Below are 18,297 nucleotides of genomic sequence, written 5' to 3'. Positions count from 1 at the left end.
CCGTCCATACCTCTGGCAAGGCGATGACGACCTGCGGGTCGGGCATCCCGGAATTTGAAGATGGCGCGAGCGCATACGTGCAGTTCCCCAAGCTTTACACGAATTAAATTGAGCTCAAAGGGCATGCGCGGGATCGCGCGAGCGGTCCCCGTTACTGGAGAAAGAAAGCATGAGCAACTGGTTGGTAGACAAACTGATCCCTTCGATCATGCGTTCCGAGGTGAAGAAAAGCTCGGTCCCTGAAGGCCTGTGGCACAAGTGCCCTTCCTGCGAGGCGGTGTTGTACCGTCCGGAGCTGGAAAAGACCCTGGACGTTTGCCCCAAGTGCAACCACCACATGCGCATTGGCGCACGTGCACGCCTGGATATTTTCCTGGACGCCGAAGGCCGCAACGAACTGGGCGCTGACCTGGAGCCGGTCGACCGCCTGAAGTTCCGTGATGGCAAGAAGTACAAAGACCGCCTGGTGGGTGCCCAGAAGCAGACCGGCGAGAAAGACGCGCTGATCTCCATCAGCGGTACCCTGCTAGGCATGCCGGTGGTGTGCAGCGCCTTTGAATTCTCCTTCATGGGCGGTTCCATGGGTGCCATCGTCGGCGAGCGCTTCGTGCGCGCTGCCAACTACGCCCTGGAAAACCGTTGCCCAATGGTGTGCTTCGCCGCTTCCGGTGGCGCGCGCATGCAGGAAGCGCTGATCTCGCTGATGCAGATGGCCAAGACCTCGGCCGTGCTGGCCCGCCTGCGTGAAGAAGGCCTGCCGTTCATCTCCGTACTGACCGACCCGGTGTACGGCGGCGTGTCGGCCTCCCTGGCCATGCTGGGTGACGTCATTGTCGCCGAGCCAAAGGCCCTGATCGGCTTCGCCGGCCCGCGTGTGATCGAGCAGACCGTGCGTGAAAAACTGCCGGAAGGCTTCCAGCGCAGCGAGTTCCTGCTGGAGCATGGCGCCATCGACATGATCGTTTCGCGGCAGGAACTGCGCCCGCGCCTGGGCAGCCTGCTGGCCCAGATGATGGGCCTGCCGACCCCAACCTTCGTCGCCGCTCCCATCGAGCCGATGGTGGTTCCCCCGGCGCCTGCCACTGTATGACGCAACGTACCCTGGGCGAGTGGCTCGCGTATCTGGAGCAATTGCACCCGGCGGCCATCGACATGGGCCTGGACCGCTGCCAGCAAGTGCTGGCGCGGTTGGGCCTGGGGCGCTTGGCGCCCCGCGTGATCACGGTCACCGGCACCAACGGCAAGGGTTCGACCTGCGCCTTTGTCGCGTCGCTGCTCAAGGCCCAGGGTCTGAAAGTCGGCGTCTACGCCTCGCCACACCTGCTGCGCTACAACGAGCGGGTGCTGATCGACGGCGTGGAAGTCGACGACGCGCACTTGTGCGAAGCCTTCGCGGCGCTTGAAGCGGCGCGGGGCGAGATTTCCCTGACCTATTTCGAAATGGGCACGCTGGCGGCGTTCTGGCTGTTCAAGCAGGCGGCGCTGGATGCCGTGGTGCTGGAAGTGGGCCTGGGCGGGCGCCTGGACGCGGTAAACCTGGTGGATGCCGACCTTTCGCTGATCACCAGCGTGGGCCTGGACCACGCCGACTACCTGGGCAATACCCGTGAGTCGGTGGGGTTCGAGAAGGCCGGTATCCTGCGTGCCGGTCACCCGGCGCTGTGCGGCGACACCGACCCGCCCCATACCGTGCTCGACAAGGTGGCTGAGCTGGCCTGTCCGTTTTTCCTGCGTGGGCACGACTACGACCTGACCCTTGGCGACAGCCAGTGGCAATGGCGCGGCCGTACCCTGGATGGCCAGCCGCTGGTGCTCGATAGCCTGCCGCTGCTGGACCTGCCCATGGAAAACGCCGCCCTGGCCCTGCAGGCCTATTGCCTGACCGGCTTGCCGTGGGAGCCGGGTCAACTGGCCCAGGCGCTGTTGGACACCCGTGTCACCGGGCGTCTGGATCGGCGCCAGGTCACCTGGAAGGGCAAGCGCTTGAACCTGCTGCTGGACGTGGGGCATAACCCCCATGCGGCCGAATACCTGGCCCGGCGCCTGGCCAGCCGGCCACCACGAGGGCAGCGCCTGGCGGTGTTCGGCCTGCTGGCTGACAAGGACCTGCACGGCGTCATCGCGCCGCTGGCAGCCCTGGTCAGCCAGTGGGCGGTGGCACCGTTGCCCACCGGCCGCACCCGCCCGGCCGCCGAGCTTGAGCAGGCGTTGGCGAACCTTGGCGCGGGCGTGACGTCTTATGCCAGCGTCGAGCAGGCCCTGGAGGCCCAGTGCGAGCTGGCACTCGAGGCTGACGAAATACTGCTGTTCGGATCTTTTTATTGTGTTGGCGAGGCCCTGGAATGGCTGGCGCGGCATGCCACGGAGGAAGTTGCGGATGGCTTTGCTGGATAAGGTGTTCAAGCAGCGCATGGTCGGTGCCCTGGTGCTGATTGCGCTGGCGGTGATCTTCCTGCCGATGCTGTTTTCCCGTCAGGACGAGTTGCGCCAGGTGCGGGTTGACGCGCCTGAAGCGCCCCAGGCGCCGGTTGTACCGCAGGTCAAGGTAGAGCCGGTGCCGGTGCCTGAACAGCAGAACCTGCCCCAGGACGCCGAATCCGTGGAAGCCCAGGCCGCCCCCACGGCGCCACCACCGTCCATGCCGGTAGCCCCGCAACCGGTCGTCGCCCCGGCGCCGGCCCCGCGGGTGCAGCAACAGGCCCAGGTTCAGGCGCCAGCGCCCAAGCCAGCGCCGGCCCCCGTGGTCAAACCCGCCCCGGCGCCCGCGCCGGTCGCCAAGGTTGACCCGGCCGCCAGCAAGATCGACGCCAATGGCCTGCCGGTCAGCTGGGCTGTGCAACTGGCCAGCCTGTCCAGCCGCAGCGGCGCCGACAGCCTGCAGAAGTCCCTGCGCAGCCAGGGCTATAATGCCTATGTACGCTCCGCCGATGGCATGAACCGGGTGTTCGTCGGGCCGCTGATCGACCGCGCCGAAGCGGAGCGCCTGCGCGACCTGATCAGCCGCCAGCAGAGCGTGAAAGGTTTTGTCGTTCGCTTCCAGCCTGAGCGCGGTTGATTGGCCTCGTAAACATTGCTTACCCATAAGGCGGCGCTCTGCTAAAATGCGCCGCCTTATCTGTTTGCAGGCTGCACCGTGGCATTTACCTGGGTTGACTGGGCGATACTCGCGATTATCGCCATCTCCGCTTTGATCAGCTTGAAGCGCGGCTTCGTCAAGGAAGCCTTGTCTCTGCTCACCTGGATCATTGCCGGTGCGGTTGCCTGGATGTTCGGAGGCGCTTTGTCCCAATATCTGGAAGGCTATATCCAAACGCCTTCGGCCCGCGTCATTGCAGGCTGCGCCATTCTGTTCGTCGCCACCTTGCTGGTCGGCGCCATGGTCAACTTTCTCATCGGCGAACTGATTCGCGTCACCGGGCTGTCCGGTACCGATCGGTTCCTGGGTACCGCCTTCGGCGCGGCGCGTGGCGGCCTGTTGGTGGTCGTTGGCGTCGGGCTGCTGAGCCTGGGCCCGTTTCAACAAGACACCTGGTGGCAGCAATCTCGGTTGGTGCCCCAATTTCTATTGGTCGCCGACTGGTCGAAAAACCTCGTCCTGGGGATGACCAGTCAGTGGCTCGCCAGCGGAATCAGCTCACCAGTTGATATTCCGTTCAAGGATCAACTCTTTCCGGCCGCTCACAAGGGCCAGTAAAGGGTTGTTCAGTTCAGATTCATTAAGTAGGGGTTGCGTCGCATGTGTGGCATCGTCGGTATCGTCGGTAAGTCGAACGTCAATCAGGCGCTGTATGACGCGCTAACCGTCCTCCAGCACCGCGGCCAGGACGCTGCCGGTATTGTGACCAGCCATGATGGCCGGTTATTCCTGCGCAAGGACAACGGGTTGGTGCGTGATGTGTTTCAGCAGCGCCATATGCAGCGCTTGGTCGGCAGCATGGGCATTGGCCACGTGCGCTACCCCACTGCGGGCAGCTCGACCTCGGCCGAGGCCCAGCCGTTCTACGTCAACTCGCCTTACGGCATCACCCTGGCGCACAACGGCAACCTGACCAACGTTGAACAGTTGGCCAAGGAAATCTACGAATCGGACCTGCGCCACGTCAACACCAGCTCCGACTCCGAAGTGCTGCTGAACGTGTTCGCCCATGAGCTGGCCACGCGCAAGCAACTGCAGCCTACCGAGGAAGACGTGTTCGCGGCCGTGGCCGACGTGCACAAGCGTTGCAAGGGCGGCTACGCCGTGGTGGCGATGATCACTGGTTACGGCATCGTCGGTTTCCGCGACCCTAACGCCATCCGCCCGATCGTCTTCGGCCAGCGCCACACCGACGAAGGCGTGGAGTACATGATCGCCTCCGAAAGCGTGTCCCTGGACGTGCTGGGCTTCACCCTGATTCGCGACCTGGCCCCGGGCGAAGCGGTGTACATCACTGAAGACGGCAAGCTGCACACCCGTCAGTGCGCACCGAACCCGCAGTACGCCCCGTGCATCTTCGAACACGTATACCTGGCCCGCCCGGACTCGATCATCGACGGCATCTCGGTGTACAAGGCGCGCCTGCGCATGGGCGAGAAGCTGGCCGAGAAGATCCTGCGCGAGCGTCCCGAGCACGACATCGACGTGGTCATCCCGATTCCGGACACCAGCCGCACCGCGGCCCTGGAACTGGCGAACCACCTGGGCGTGAAATTTCGCGAAGGTTTCGTCAAGAACCGCTACATCGGCCGTACCTTCATCATGCCCGGCCAGGCCGCGCGCAAGAAATCGGTACGCCAGAAGCTCAACGCCATCGAACTGGAATTCCGCGGCAAGAACGTGATGCTGGTGGACGACTCCATCGTGCGCGGCACCACCTGCAAGCAGATCATCCAGATGGCCCGTGAAGCTGGCGCCAAGAACGTCTACTTCTGCTCGGCGGCCCCGGCCGTTCGCTACCCGAACGTGTACGGCATCGACATGCCAAGCGCCCACGAACTGATCGCCCATAACCGCAGCACCCAGGAAGTGGCCGACCTGATCGGTGCCGACTGGCTCATCTACCAGGACCTGCCGGACCTGATTGATGCAGTGGGCGGTGGCAAGGTCAAGATCGAGCACTTCGACTGCGCGGTGTTCGACGGCAAGTACGTGACCGGTGACATCGACGAGAAGTACCTGAACAAAATCGAACAGGCACGCAACGATGCCTCCAAGTTCAAGACTCAGGCGGTGAGTGCGATTATCGACCTGTACAACAACTGATCGATAGCGTGCCTTCCAGCGCCCGAGCCTCTGCAAAGAGCTCGGGCGTTTTTGTTTTCACCTCCCTTCCTGCACCCGCGACGGCCTCGAGGGAGCGGGCTCTGCCCGGGAAAAGAGCGCCGCATCATACCTGGCGCACTGTGGTGTCTGCTTCGCGGGTAGCACCCGCGCCCACAAGGCGGCAGCGGCTACAGAGTGTGAACTTTGGTAGACTCGGCAACCTGCGGTTTCTAAATTTATTGATTCGGGAGTAGCGTGATGACACAGGAATGGGACGCCGGGCGGCTGGACAGCGATCTGGAAGGGGTCAGCTTCGACACCCTGGCCGTACGCGCCGGTCAGCACCGCACGCCGGAAGGCGAACACAGCGACCCGCTGTTCTTCACCTCCAGCTACGTTTTCCGCACCGCGGCCGATGCGGCGGCGCGTTTTGCCGGTGAAGTGCCGGGCAACGTCTACTCGCGCTACACCAACCCCACCGTACGTTCTTTTGAAGAACGCATCGCCGCCTTGGAAGGCGCCGAGCAGGCCGTGGGCTTCGCCACCGGCATGGCCGCCATCACCGCCGTGGCCATGGGCCTGTGCAGCGCTGGCGATCACGTGCTGATCTCGCAAAGCGTGTTCGGCTCCACCATCAGCCTGTTCGACAAGTACTTCAAGCGCTTCGGCATCGAAGTGGACTACGTGCCACTGGCCAACCTGGCCGGCTGGGATGCGGCCATCAAGCCCAACACCAAGCTGTTGTTCGTCGAGTCGCCGTCCAACCCGCTGGCCGAGCTGGTGGACATCACCGCCCTGGCTGAAATCGCCCACGCCAAGGGCACCCTGCTGGTTGTGGACAACTGCTTCAGCACGCCGGCGTTGCAGCAACCGCTGAAACTGGGCGCCGACATTGTCGTGCACTCCGCCACCAAGTTCATCGACGGCCAGGGCCGTTGCATGGGCGGCGTGGTCGCTGGCCGTGCCGAGCACATGAAAGAGATGGTTGGCGTGGTGCGTACCGCTGGCGCATCCCTGAGCCCATTCAACGCCTGGATCTTCCTCAAGGGCCTGGAAACCTTGAACCTGCGCATGCGCGCCCACTGCGCCAGCGCCCAGCTGCTGGCGCAGTGGCTGGAGCAGCAGGACGGTATCGAGAAGGTGCACTACGCCGGCCTGCCAAGCCACCCGCAGCACGAGCTGGCCAAGCGTCAGATGCGTGGCGGTTTTGGCGGCGTGGTCAGCTTTGAGGTCAAGGGTGGCAAAGAGGGCGCATGGCGCTTCATCGACGCCACGCGACTGATCTCCATCACCGCCAACCTGGGTGACAGCAAGACCACCATCACCCACCCGGGCACCACCTCCCACGGGCGCCTGTCGCCTGCCGAACGTGAAGCCGCCGGTATCCGTGACAGCCTGATCCGCGTGGCGGTAGGCCTGGAAGACGTGGCCGACCTGCAAGCCGACCTTGCGCGCGGCCTGGCGGCGTTGTGATCGACTGGTCCGCGAAAAGCGCCAGCCATAATGGCCGGGTTGCCCTGGTCACTGGCGCCGCCCGCGGCATCGGCCTGGGCATTGCAGCCTGGCTGATTGCCGAGGGCTGGCAAGTGGTGCTCACCGACCTTGACCGCGTACGCGGCCCCAAGGTGGCCAAGGCCCTGGGCGAGAACGCTGTGTTCATCGCCATGGACGTGGCTGACGAAGCCCAGGTCAAGAAAGGCGTGGCCCAGGTACTGGGCCAGTTCGGCCGCCTGGACGCGCTGGTGTGCAACGCCGCCATCACCGACCCCCACAACACCACGCTGGAAACCCTGGCGCTGGAGAAGTGGAATCGCGTGCTGGCAGTCAACCTCAGCGGCCCCATGTTGCTGGCCAAGCATTGCGCGCCGTACCTGCGCGCCCACTGCGGGGCCATCGTCAACCTGGCGTCTACCCGTGCCGGGCAGTCCGAGCCGGACACCGAGGCCTATGCGGCCAGTAAAGGCGGGCTGGTTGCCTTGACTCACGCGTTGGCCATCAGCCTTGGCCCGGAGATCCGGGTCAATGCCGTGAGCCCAGGCTGGATCGATGCCCGCGACCTGTCCGAGCGCCGCGCCGCGCCATTGAGCGAGGCCGATCATGCCCAGCATCCGGCTGGGCGTGTGGGCACCGTGGAAGACGTGGCAGCGCTGGTGGCCTGGCTGTTGTCCAAGAACGCGGGTTTCGTCACCGGCCAGGAACTGGTGGTGGACGGCGGCATGACGCGCAAGATGATCTACCAGCCATAAACCGCCAACCCTTGTAGCCGCGGCCGCCGGGCTACGGGGGTATGCTCGCCAAGGAGAAGGGCGGCGCGGTAAGACAAATGACTTTTTTGAAAAAACTTCAATAAAGTTATTGACTTACCTTCGTTGGCTGCGTAAAGTTCGCGTCATTGGAGAGGCAAGCGGGTGATTAGCTCAGCTGGGAGAGCATCTGCCTTACAAGCAGAGGGTCGGCGGTTCGATCCCGTCATCACCCACCACTCTGATCCTCTTCTTCCCAAGAGGGGACGCCTTGCTACTGATAAGGCATCCAGCACTGCGCAGCGGTAGTTCAGTCGGTTAGAATACCGGCCTGTCACGCCGGGGGTCGCGGGTTCGAGTCCCGTCCGCTGCGCCATTTTTACCTGATTCGGCCTTGCCGGGTCAGAGATCGAGAAGCTCGAAATGTCTCGGTCAGACCAGTTTCAACTGCACGCAAGTGCATGCGACACGCAGCGGTAGTTCAGTCGGTTAGAATACCGGCCTGTCACGCCGGGGGTCGCGGGTTCGAGTCCCGTCCGCTGCGCCATACAAAGCTTCGAGGCCCTTGAACTCCTTGAAGCACAAAGAAAGCGACCTTAGGGTCGCTTTTTTTGTGCCTGCGATTTGACGTTGGAGCCACCGCAAGGCCGATCCCCACTGCCGAACACCACCACGACCCGTAGCCGCCGCCGTCAGGCTGCGCTAGCCCTATGCTTCGCTGAAGATCTCCAGCGGATGCAAGGGCCAGCGCAGCCTTCGGCAGCGGCTACCAGGTGGGGCGCATTTTGCTTTGTGTGGGTTGGGAATCAGTACCTCCAGCTGACCGAAGCGGTTAGGTTGCGTGGGGCGCCGTAGTTGCTGGCGGTGCCGCTCTCCAGGGAGACCAGGTACTTGCGATCGGTGAGGTTGTTCAGGTTCAGCGACGTGGTCCAGTGGCTGTCGATATCGTAGCTGGCCATCAGGTCCACCAGGCCGTAGGCGTTCTGGCGAATGAAGCTGTAGCTGTCGTTCTGAATCGCGCTCTGCCAGCTGACGCGCGTACCCACCTTGGCTTGGGGCAGGCCGGGCAGACGGTAGCTGAGCATGCCATGGACGCTGTGGGTGGGGATGAAGCGGCGCGATTTGTCGCCTTCTTCGTCCTCGATGTGCACGTAGGTATAGCCAGCCAGCACGTCCAGGCCTGGCAGGGCCTCGCCCGAGGCTTCCAGTTCCACGCCGTGGCTCTTGTTGTCAGTGGTGGCGTAAAGGGTGTGCCCTGACGTGTCATCCGAGGCGCCCGGGACATTGCTTTGCTGGGTCTTGAACACGGCCGCCTGCACTTTAAGGCGATCATCCATGAGGGCACCCTTGACGCCTGCCTCCAGGCTTTTGCCTTCCAGCGGTTGCAAGGGTTTGCCGTCCAGGCCCAGGTAGTCATATTGCGGGTTGAAGATCTTGGTCCAGCTGGTGTACACGCTCCACTGCGGGGTCAGGTCGTAGACCAGGCCAGTGTAGGGTGTGACCTTGCCGTGGTTGCGTACCGAGTGGTCGGCGCCGTAGCTGTCGCCGGAGCCGTCGATGCTGATCATGCGCGCGCCGGCGATCCAGTGCAGGTCATCCGTCAGGCTGAAGCGCGTGGCGGCGAAGACGCTTTTCTGGGTGTCGGTGTAGTTCTCGGCGTCGTAGTCGCCGGTGTAGATGAACGCAGGCTTAGGCAGGTCGCCGGCCAGAATTTGAGCATACGATGCCTCATAGCTGCCGCTGTCAGCGACAGCATCGTATTCACGCGCCTTTTCATGGGTGTGGCCGTAGTTCACGCCCACCGTCAGTTGGTGCTCGCGACCAAACAGGCTGAACGGACCGGATACCTTGGCTTCACCGATCATTTCGTGAGCCTTGCTGCTGGTCTGTCCGGCATACACATCGGCGGTATCGCCCGTCACATCCCCCACGTAGAGCATGCTGCTGTTCTGGTACTCGGTAATGCCAGTCGCGGTCAGGGTGCCGTTCCAGCCGTTGCCGAAGTCATGCTTGAGCTCGGCGAACGCGCGCTGAGTGTGCATGTTCCAGTAGGTCCATGGCTGGCCGACGCTGGTGCTGCGGCCGCTGTAGTGGATCGGCTGGTTGTTGCCGTCCACCAGCGGCAGGTTGCCCCAGGTGCTGCCATTGGAATCGCTGTTGTGCTGGGAGAAACCCACCGTCAGTGTATCGGCATCCGACAGGTCGAATGCCAGCAGGCCCGCCGCCACATTGCGTTCATGGCTGTATTGATCCAGCCAGGAGTTGCCCTTGTCGTGGGCATAGATAAAGCGGCCACGCACGTTGCCGGTCGGCGTCAGCGGGCCGGAGACGTCCACGTCCACGCGGCGGTTGTCCCACGAGCCGACGCTGGTATCGATCTGTGCCTGGAAGGTGTCGGTAGGGCGCTTGCGCACGAAGTTGACCGTGGCCGACGGGTTGCTGGTGCCGCTCATCAAGCCATTGGCGCCGTGCAGCACGTCAACCTGTTCGAACTCGGCCATGTCCTGGTCGCCGATCAACATGGTCTGGGTAAACGGCATGCTCATGCCATCGAATTCAAACGTGGTGATGTCAAACCCACGCGACGTGAACTCGGTACGGTCCGTCTCCGACTGCTCCACCGTCACCGACGGCGCTGAGCGCAGCGCATCCTTGATGCCGTTGATCTTGTAGTCGTCCATCTGCGCGCGCGTGATGGTGGTAATCGCTTGTGGCGTTTCCTTGTCGGTCAACCCCAGCTTGGTGGTGCTGGTGGCCGGGGCACCTTTGTACCCTTGAGTTTGGGTGTCGTCCTGGAGCGAACTGTCCTGGATCTCGGTCGATGGCAAGGTCACTTCGTCAGCGGCATGAACAGCAGGCAGGGCGCAGCAGGCGCCGGCCAGTAGAAGACTGGCAGGGAGGCGACGATTCAAGGGGAAGCTTCCTAGGAGGTTAGTTGTTGGTTTCGTTAGTCGTAGCGGAAACGCTAATGAGAAACTAAATCAAATACTAACAACAATTTGACACAATTTTCACAAATTTTTGTGTGTCGGAAGCGATACGGGGGAACGGCGGGTGTGTAGCTGCTGCCGTCAGGTTGCGCGGGCCCTCTGATTCACTGAAGTGTGATTGGGGGCCAGCGCAGCCTGGCGGCGGCTACAAGGTGGTGGGCGGCTACAGAATCAGTCAGTGCCGTATTTTGGCGAACGTGGGCCATACAGCAAGGCATTCTGATGCCCCGCCGGTATTTCCTCGGCCCGCAGGAATTGGATGCGGTTCGGTCCGGTGAATCGGAGGAAATATGTATCAAGGGCGACGCATGCTACAGTGCTGGCTTAATGATGTCATACGTCTTTACACCCCGCCCATGCGTCTATTGGAACTTTCACCCAAGGGGTGGTCGTAGTAAGGTTGGAGGTTGTCTAAAACTGATTTCACGCGCGTTGTCCCTCCCGTGTGAGGCACAATAGAGGCTGATTGTTTGCCCAGGATTCGCAATGTCTAAGTCACTGAGCTGGAGCGCCCCACGGTTGGGTTGTGCTGTGGCGTTTGCGCTGGTCGCCTTGAGCGGCTGCTCTTCGAAAAAACCGGCCATGTACGAGCACGAGGAGTTCTCCGACTCGGGCACGTATTCGCGCAACTACCCTGTCAGCGATGCGTCGTCGTGCGAAGCTGCGCGGCGGGCTTTGCTCAGCCAGGGCTATATCATCACCAGCAGCGATCCCAAGCAGCTCAGCGGCCACAAGAGCTTCCAGCAAACCGGCGAGACGCACATGGAGATCAGCTTCAGCGTCACCTGTGCGGCGGATGGCAACAGCAATACGTCGTCGACGATGTTTGCCAACGCCCTGCAGGATCGCTATGCGCTGAAGAAAGTCAACAACAGTGCCAGCCTGGGCGTGGGTGTGCTGGGCTCTGTGTCGATGCCCATCGGCTCCACCGACGACTCCATGGTCAAGGTGGCCAGCGAGACCGTGACCGCACCGAAGTTCTATGACCGCTATTTCGCATTGGTGGACGTGTACCTGCCGGCCGAGGCGAAAAAGGCGGCGCATATCGTCGACAAGCCCAAGGCTGAACTGGGTGTGCCTGAACCCAAGGCCGAAGCCAAGCCTGAAGTGAAAGCAGACTCCAAGGTGGAGCCGGTCAAGGCCCCTGAACCGGTAGCGGCAGCCGCAACGCCAGCCCCTGCGGCCCCGGCCGTGCCTGTGGTTACACCGGCAGCACCTGCTGCTACACCCGCTGCCACCCCAGCCCAAAGCTCGCAACCCGTAGCCCCGCCGGCCGAAGCCGCGCCGATCACTCCTGCAGCCACCACGACCGCGCCGGCTGAAGCTACCCCAGCGGCCACCAGCACCGATACCACCACCCCAGCCCCGTAGGGGCTGCCGCCAGGCCGTAAGAGCTGCGGGGCGGCCATCCGCCGCCAGGCTGCGAAGGCGCGCGCAGCGGGGCTGTGCGATAGACGTGACACCGCCAAAGGTCCTGCGGACCATTTCGCAGCCTGGCGACACCTCCTGCGGGAGGGTAGCGCCGTCTAAATTCCCGGGGTATGCGTTCGTTCATCCTCTTGACCCGCGTCATTATTTCTTCATGGGCCGGCGCTATCCTGCCCAGCACACAAAGAGAGGACATGAGAATGGACGAGTATCAGGAAGAACTGCTGGAATCACGCGCCATCGAACTGGACCCGCTGGAGCCTGCCGAAGACGCCACCGAGCTATAACGCCCGCACACTGTCGCGCCGATAATCCCCCGGCGTCTGCCCCTTCCAGCGCTTGAACGCGCGCGCAAAGGCTTCCGCCGATGCAAACCCCAACAGATAGGCGATCTCGCCGAAGGCCAGCTCCGTATCACGGATGTAGGCCATGGCCAGGTCGCGCCGTGTGTCATTGAGAATGGCACGGAATTGGGTGCCTTCATCAGCCAGCTTGCGCCGCAGGGTCCAGGTCGGCAGCTTCAGCCGCGCGGCCACTTCCTCCAGGTCCGGCTCCCGCCCGCCGTTGAGCAATGGCCCCAGCAACTGCGTGATGCGTTCGCGCAGGCTGCGGGTGCGGGTGCGTTGCTCCAGTTCCTGCTCGCACAGGATCAACAGGTGCTTGTAGGTGCTGGGGCAATGGTCCGGGTTACGCAAGGCCAGGCTCGCCAGGCTCAAGCGCAGCTGGTTGTGCTCGGCACCGAACGTCACCGGGCCGCTGCTCAGCGCCTGGTACTGCTCGGCGTAGGTGGGCGCGGCGTACTCCACGTCGATGCGCTCGGCGCTGATGGGCATTTGGCACAAGGTGGTCAGCTGTTGCAGCCAGCCGGCCAGCACCGAGTCCACCACAAAGCGGTTGTACGGGTTGTAGGGGCTGATGGAGTAGAAGCGCAGCCACGCCCCGCGAGCATCCTCATGCAGGCTGGCCTGGCCGCGATAGTTGGACTGATTCAACGGCGTGAAGCGGATCAGCGTGCGCGCTGCCTCGCGTACCGTGGGTGCCTGGGCCGCAGTGACACCGGCCAGCCCGGCCTGGGTCATGCGGCTGGCGCGGCCCATGCGCAGGCCCAGTGCGGCGTCGCCGGTCAGCTGGATCGCGGCATGGCCCAGGCGCATGTAGCGCGGTATCGACAGCCGCGCTCCCGCCTCGCCCAGGCGCAGCGGGTCCAGCCCGTATTGCAGCAACAACGGCGCAGGATCCAGGCCATGGCTGGCCACGGCGTCTGCCAGGCTGTGGATATAGCCCACGGACAGGTCACCCAGTTTGATCGGCGTAGTGGGCATGGGCCTACAACCACAGGTTGATCAGCCGCGCACCGCGGCCGTCGTCGGTGGGGTGGGTCTGGCCGTCGTGGTTGGCGAAGCTTTGCCCGCCGCTGAACTGGTCCCAGAACTGCCCGCGCAGGAACACGCTGATGCTCGCACGCGCCGTGCTCACCGTGGCTTGGCTGGCGTGGCTGAGGCGCTGCCAGGCTTCGCCTTCCGTGACTTCACCGGGCTTGAGCCCCAACTGTTCGAAGTCGCGACGGTCGGGGTTGCCGCGCCAACTCTCGCGCCACACGTCCTTGCCATTGAGCGCCGCCGGCACGGCGATCAACTCGCAGCCCTTGGCGTTGAGCTGGGCGTAATTGGCCGGGTACCAGCTGTCGCTGCCAATCAGCACGCCCAGGCGCCCGGCCGGGGTGTCCAACACCTGCAGTTGCGGGTCGGGGCTGGGTTGCACATAGCGGCGCTGGACGAAGTCGGGGTACAGCTGGCGCTGCGGTTGGCCCAGTGGTTTGCCATCGGCGGCGAACACCAGGCTGATGTTGTACAGGCTGCCGCGGCCCACGTGCAGGGTGCCGTCCACCAGTTGCGGGTTGGGCAGGATAATCGAGCCGGCTACCAGGGTTATGCCGAACTCCTTGGCCAGGCCGCCAAACAATTGCTGGTAGTCACTGGCCATGCTGTGCGACTTCATGCGCAGGCGAGTGTCCTGGGCGCGGTCGTCGCTCTTGGCATCGAGCCAGGCGCGGGCGAAGAGCAGCGGGTTGCTGTAGCCCAGCCACTGATTGGCCTCTGCCAGGCGTGGCGCCTGGTACAACTCGTCCTTTTCGCCGCGGGCCCACAGCAGGGTGCCGATGTGCTCGGGCAACACGACAATGGTCTTGGGCCCCAGCATGCCCAGGTCACGGGCGTGGTTGAGGTAGGCGGCCAGCTTGCGGTGCAGGCTGGCAAGGCTCTGGTAGTCGGTGGCGTACAGCTCGGGCTGAATGCCCAGCAGGTTGCCGCGCTCGGCGGGCACACCCTCGTCCAGGGCCACCTGGATGCGCAGGTCGGACAGGTAATGGCCGGCGGGGCGGTCCTGGGTCCATACGGCGTAGGCGCCCAGCATGGCGACCAGGACGATGGAAAACAGGCTAAGCAGCAGACGGGCCATAAGCAGGGCAGATCAGGCAATGAAAAGTGAAGCTCAGGGTAAACCTGCTGTGCAGTTGGATCAATAACTTGTCACTTTCAGTCATTGAGCCGCTTCCTGCTTGACCGTAAATTCAACCACAGATAAACGACGGTACCCGGTACAGATTCCGAGGCCACCGCATCCCGTGATTTGCCTGTTGATGGAGTGACACCCATGGCCGCCGCTCAATACCCGCACCTGCTCGCCCCGCTGGACCTGGGCTTTACCACCTTGCGCAACCGCAGCCTGATGGGCTCGATGCACACGGGTCTTGAAGAGAAACCCGGTGGCTTCGCGCGCATGGCAGCGTATTTTGCCGAGCGTGCCCGTGGCGGCGTGGGCCTGATGGTCACCGGCGGCATCGCGCCGAACGAGGAGGGCGGGGTGTACGCTGGCGCGGCCAAGCTCAGCACCCCGGAAGAGGCGCTAAAGCACACCGTGGTGACCCAGGCCGTGCACGAGGCAGGCGGCAAGATCTGCCTGCAGATCCTCCACGCCGGCCGCTACGCCTACAGCCCCAAGCAGGTAGCACCCAGCGCCATCCAAGCGCCGATCAACCCGTTCACCCCGCATGAGCTGGACGAGGCCGGCATCGAGAAGCAGATCGGCGATTTCGTCAATTGCGCGCAACTGGCCCAGCGGGCCGGTTACGACGGCGTCGAGATCATGGGTTCCGAAGGCTACTTCATCAACCAGTTCCTGGCCGCGCAGACCAACCACCGCACCGACCGCTGGGGCGGCAGCTACGACAACCGCATGCGCCTGGCGGTGGACATCGTCAGCCGTGTGCGCAAGGCCGTGGGCTCGCACTTCATCATCATCTTCCGCCTGTCGATGCTCGACCTGGTGCAAGGCGGCAGTACCTGGGACGAGATCGTGATCCTGGCCAAGGCTATCGAGAAGGCTGGCGCCACGTTGATCAACACCGGCATCGGCTGGCACGAGGCGCGCATCCCCACCATTGCCACCAAGGTACCGCGTGGTGCCTTCAGCAAGGTCACTGCCAAACTGCGCGGCGCGGTGCAGATCCCGCTGATCACCACCAACCGCATCAACACCCCGGAGGTGGCCGAGCAGATCTTGGCCGAGGGCGACGCCGACATGGTGTCCATGGCCCGTCCGTTCCTGGCCGACCCCGACTTCGTCAACAAGGCTGCCGAAGGCCGCGCCGACGAAATCAACACCTGCATTGGCTGCAACCAAGCCTGCCTGGACCACACCTTCGGCGGCAAGCTGACCAGTTGCCTGGTGAACCCGCGCGCTTGCCACGAGACCGAGCTCAACTACATCCCCACCGCCAAGGTAAAGAAGATTGCCGTGGTGGGGGCCGGCCCGGCGGGGCTGTCGGCGGCCACCGTGGCGGCCGAGCGCGGGCACCAGGTGACGCTGTTCGATTCAGCCAGCGAAATCGGCGGCCAGTTCAACGTGGCCAAACGCGTGCCGGGCAAGGAAGAGTTCTTTGAAACCCTGCGCTACTTCAAGCGCAAGCTGGAAACCACCGGCGTCGACGTGCGCCTGAACACCCGCGTGGACGCGGAGCAGCTGGGGGCTGGCGGTTACGACGAGATTATCCTGGCCACCGGCATTGCGCCGCGCCTGCCGGCCATCGACGGCATCGGCCACGCCAAGGTGCTCAGCTACCTGGACGTGCTGCTGCAACGCAAGCCAGTGGGCCACAAGGTCGCGGTCATCGGTGCGGGTGGCATCGGCTTCGACGTCAGCGAATTCCTCGTGCACGAAGGCGTGGCTACGAGTCTGGACCGCGCCGCATTCTGGAAAGAGTGGGGCATCGACACCGCCCTGGAGGCCCGCGGTGGCGTTGCCGGCATCAAGGCCCAGCCCCACACCCCGGCGCGTGAGGTATACCTGTTGCAGCGCAAGGCCAGCAAGGTTGGCGACGGCCTGGGCAAGACCACCGGCTGGATTCACCGCACGGGCCTGAAGAACAAGGGTGTGCAGATGCTCAACAGCGTGGAATACCTGAAGGTCGATGACGCCGGCCTGCATGTGCGCATCGGCGAGGGTGAGCCACAGGTGTTGCCGGTGGACAACGTGATCATCTGCGCCGGTCAGGATCCGCTGCGTGAGTTGCAGGAAGGCTTGATCGCGGCGGGCCAGTCGGTGCACCTGATCGGCGGCGCTGATGTGGCGGCCGAGCTGGATGCCAAGCGCGCCATCAACCAAGGTTCGCGGCTGGCTGCGGAGCTGTGACCGGGTAAACTGGCGGCTTTGATGCCCGCCAGTGAACCGTGAAATGAACCTCCCCTCCTGGGCGCAGCCTGCGCCCCTGCAACCCCTGAACCTCGGTTGGCTCCACGCCGCCCGGATACAGGTGGCCATCCTGCGCCTGGACCTGATTGACCCACTGGTCAGCGGCAACAAGTGGTTCAAGCTCAGCGAACACCTTGTCCATATGCGCGACCAGGGTATGTCCGGCGTCATGAGCCTGGGCGGCGCTCACTCCAATCATCTTCATGCATTGGCAGCGGCGGGCAAGCGGCTGGATTTCAAGACGGTGGGGCTGATGTGCGGGCATGCCCAGCACACACCTACGGTGGATGACTTGCAGGCGTTCGGCATGCAATTGCACTGGCTGGGCTATGGTGGCTATCGCGAGCGCCATGCGCCGGGGTTCTGGGCGCCGTGGCGGGCGCAGTACCCTGATTTGCTGGCGGTGCCCGAAGGCGGCGGTGGGGTGGAAGGTGCGCGTGGCTGCCGGGTGTTGCTGGATCAGGTGCGCGAGCAGTTGCCGGCGCTGGGGTGGGACGATTTTGACGGCTGGTGGTTGGCCGTGGGCACGGGCACCACGTTGGCGGGGCTGGTGATGGCGGGCGGCCCGCCGGTGTATGGTGCCCTGGCGGTGCCTCCGGGGCACGGGGTGCCGGAGAATGTGCAGGCCATTGTCGGTGACGCGGGCGGCTATGAGCTGATGGATGCCAGCCGTGGCGGCTTTGCCAAGGTGGACGAGGCGTTGCTGGCGTTCATGGGCGCGGCGGAGGAGGAGGGCAGGGTGCCGTTGGAGCCGCTGTATACCGGCAAGGCGCTGTTGGCGTTGCAGCAGCACCTGCATCTTTTTGCCCCGGGCACGCGCCTGGTGTTCATCCACACCGGCGGCCTCCAGGGCCGCCGCGGTTTCAACACATCTTTTCGAAAGAGGCCGTTGGGTAGCGCATTTTTATAAAATTCCGAAAAACAGACATTTCTCACGTCTTCTCGGATTTTTCCTGCATACGGGGCTTTGCCGCCTTCCCTAGCATCCGCTCCTTTGTACGTATTCCATGTGCAGGGGAACATCTTCATATGCGCCAACAAGTCGTTGCCCGGGGAACTACCCGGCTCAACACCATCCCGAACTCCATCAAGTGGATCGAGGTCCCGGCCGACATGCCAGGCGTGGTGATCTTTTTGCATGGCGTCAATGACCCAGGGGCTTCCTACGAGGCTGTGGAAACGGGGTTATGCAAGGGGGTCAATGAGCGGTTGGATCGGGTGGATCTCGGCGCAGGAACCTATGGGTCCGCATTCAGCGCGGCCCAGAGCGTCCCAGCAGACGAACGGACGGAGGAAGAGTTCGACATCGCCGACGATCCCGACACTTACCTCTACCAACGCCAGGAAGCCAAAAAAGCCGCCAGCCTGTTCATCCCCTTCTACTGGGGCTACCGCGCCACCCCCGACGAAATTCAGCGCGACGACAAGGGCGACCCCACGCGCCTGCGCGGCCAGTTCCAGGACGTCTTTGGCAACCGCCTGGACCGCCACTTCGGCAAAGGCGGCGGCTTTTTCGCCAACGCCACCAACAACCTTCTTGAAATGTACGGCCGCGGCTTCAACAAGTTCATCCGCCACCTGGCCCAGACTGCCCTGGGCAACACCCTGTACATGGGCAAGGCGCCGTCGCGGCGCTATTTCATCC

General features: G+C 63.6%; 14 protein-coding genes and 3 tRNA genes. 14 read left to right on the top strand and 3 right to left on the bottom strand.

The window, feature by feature from the left end; translation table 11 throughout:
- The first annotated feature begins 169 nt into the window (after window positions 1-169).
- The 10 genes from accD to PMM47T1_RS27665 all read left to right on the top strand — a co-directional run bounded on the left by accD (window position 170) and on the right by PMM47T1_RS27665 (window position 8,032).
- Window positions 170-1,090, top strand: a complete 921-nt coding sequence (gene accD / locus PMM47T1_RS27710) for an acetyl-CoA carboxylase, carboxyltransferase subunit beta (RefSeq protein ID WP_008375504.1) — start codon at window positions 170-172, stop codon at window positions 1,088-1,090.
- Window positions 1,087-2,394, top strand: a complete 1,308-nt coding sequence (folC, locus tag PMM47T1_RS27705) for a bifunctional tetrahydrofolate synthase/dihydrofolate synthase (protein ID WP_008375502.1) — start codon at window positions 1,087-1,089, stop codon at window positions 2,392-2,394. Before accD ends, folC begins: the two co-directional genes overlap by 4 nt.
- Window positions 2,378-3,055, top strand: a complete 678-nt coding sequence (locus PMM47T1_RS27700; RefSeq protein WP_008375500.1) for an SPOR domain-containing protein — start codon at window positions 2,378-2,380, stop codon at window positions 3,053-3,055. Before folC ends, PMM47T1_RS27700 begins: the two co-directional genes overlap by 17 nt.
- Before the next feature lie 78 nt (window positions 3,056-3,133).
- Window positions 3,134-3,694: a CvpA family protein gene (locus PMM47T1_RS27695; RefSeq protein ID WP_008375498.1), complete on the top strand. Its 561-nt coding sequence runs from the start codon at window positions 3,134-3,136 to the stop codon at window positions 3,692-3,694.
- Between the two features lie 42 nt (window positions 3,695-3,736).
- A complete protein-coding gene (purF, locus tag PMM47T1_RS27690; protein ID WP_008375496.1) occupies window positions 3,737-5,242 on the top strand; it encodes an amidophosphoribosyltransferase in 1,506 nt (501 codons plus the stop codon).
- A 258-nt stretch (window positions 5,243-5,500) separates the two neighbouring features.
- A complete protein-coding gene (locus PMM47T1_RS27685) occupies window positions 5,501-6,715 on the top strand; it encodes an O-succinylhomoserine sulfhydrylase (protein ID WP_008375494.1) in 1,215 nt (404 codons plus the stop codon).
- Entirely contained in the window at window positions 6,712-7,488 is a 777-nt protein-coding gene (locus PMM47T1_RS27680) for an SDR family oxidoreductase (protein WP_008375492.1), read from the top strand. Before PMM47T1_RS27685 ends, PMM47T1_RS27680 begins: the two co-directional genes overlap by 4 nt.
- Before the next feature lie 160 nt (window positions 7,489-7,648).
- Window positions 7,649-7,724 (top strand) — tRNA-Val (locus tag PMM47T1_RS27675).
- Window positions 7,725-7,784: 60 nt separating this feature from the next.
- A tRNA-Asp gene (locus tag PMM47T1_RS27670) sits at window positions 7,785-7,861 on the top strand.
- Between the two features lie 94 nt (window positions 7,862-7,955).
- A tRNA-Asp gene (locus PMM47T1_RS27665) sits at window positions 7,956-8,032 on the top strand.
- Window positions 8,033-8,291: 259 nt separating this feature from the next.
- Here PMM47T1_RS27665 and PMM47T1_RS27660 read toward each other — a convergent pair.
- A complete protein-coding gene (locus PMM47T1_RS27660) occupies window positions 8,292-10,397 on the bottom strand; it encodes a TonB-dependent siderophore receptor (RefSeq protein WP_008375490.1) in 2,106 nt (701 codons plus the stop codon).
- A gap of 564 nt (window positions 10,398-10,961) precedes the next feature.
- On the opposite strand from PMM47T1_RS27660, the gene PMM47T1_RS27655 reads away from it, so the two are divergent.
- Window positions 10,962-11,846 (top strand): DUF2242 domain-containing protein, encoded by an 885-nt coding sequence (locus PMM47T1_RS27655; protein WP_050990470.1) that lies wholly within the window; start codon window positions 10,962-10,964, stop codon window positions 11,844-11,846.
- 338 nt (window positions 11,847-12,184) lie between these two features.
- Here PMM47T1_RS27655 and PMM47T1_RS27650 read toward each other — a convergent pair whose 3' ends face one another.
- A complete protein-coding gene (locus PMM47T1_RS27650; RefSeq protein ID WP_008375483.1) occupies window positions 12,185-13,225 on the bottom strand; it encodes an AraC family transcriptional regulator in 1,041 nt (346 codons plus the stop codon).
- A 4-nt stretch (window positions 13,226-13,229) separates the two neighbouring features.
- Window positions 13,230-14,360, bottom strand: coding sequence for a carbon-nitrogen hydrolase family protein (locus PMM47T1_RS27645; RefSeq protein ID WP_008375481.1), 1,131 nt, complete (start codon window positions 14,358-14,360; stop codon window positions 13,230-13,232).
- Window positions 14,361-14,555: 195 nt separating this feature from the next.
- On the opposite strand from PMM47T1_RS27645, the gene PMM47T1_RS27640 reads away from it, so the two are divergent.
- The 3 genes from PMM47T1_RS27640 to PMM47T1_RS27630 all read left to right on the top strand — a co-directional run.
- Window positions 14,556-16,592, top strand: coding sequence for an NADPH-dependent 2,4-dienoyl-CoA reductase (locus PMM47T1_RS27640; protein WP_008375479.1), 2,037 nt, complete (start codon window positions 14,556-14,558; stop codon window positions 16,590-16,592).
- A gap of 43 nt (window positions 16,593-16,635) precedes the next feature.
- Entirely contained in the window at window positions 16,636-17,562 is a 927-nt protein-coding gene (locus PMM47T1_RS27635) for a 1-aminocyclopropane-1-carboxylate deaminase/D-cysteine desulfhydrase (RefSeq protein ID WP_008375475.1), read from the top strand.
- A gap of 119 nt (window positions 17,563-17,681) precedes the next feature.
- On the top strand, window positions 17,682-18,297 hold a 616-nt coding region (locus PMM47T1_RS27630), incomplete at its 3' end, for a T6SS effector phospholipase Tle3 domain-containing protein (protein ID WP_008375472.1).

Source organism: Pseudomonas sp. M47T1 (genome assembly GCF_000263855.1).
In the GTDB taxonomy this organism is placed as follows: domain Bacteria; phylum Pseudomonadota; class Gammaproteobacteria; order Pseudomonadales; family Pseudomonadaceae; genus Aquipseudomonas.
This window is presented reverse-complemented; position numbering and strand designations above follow the sequence as displayed.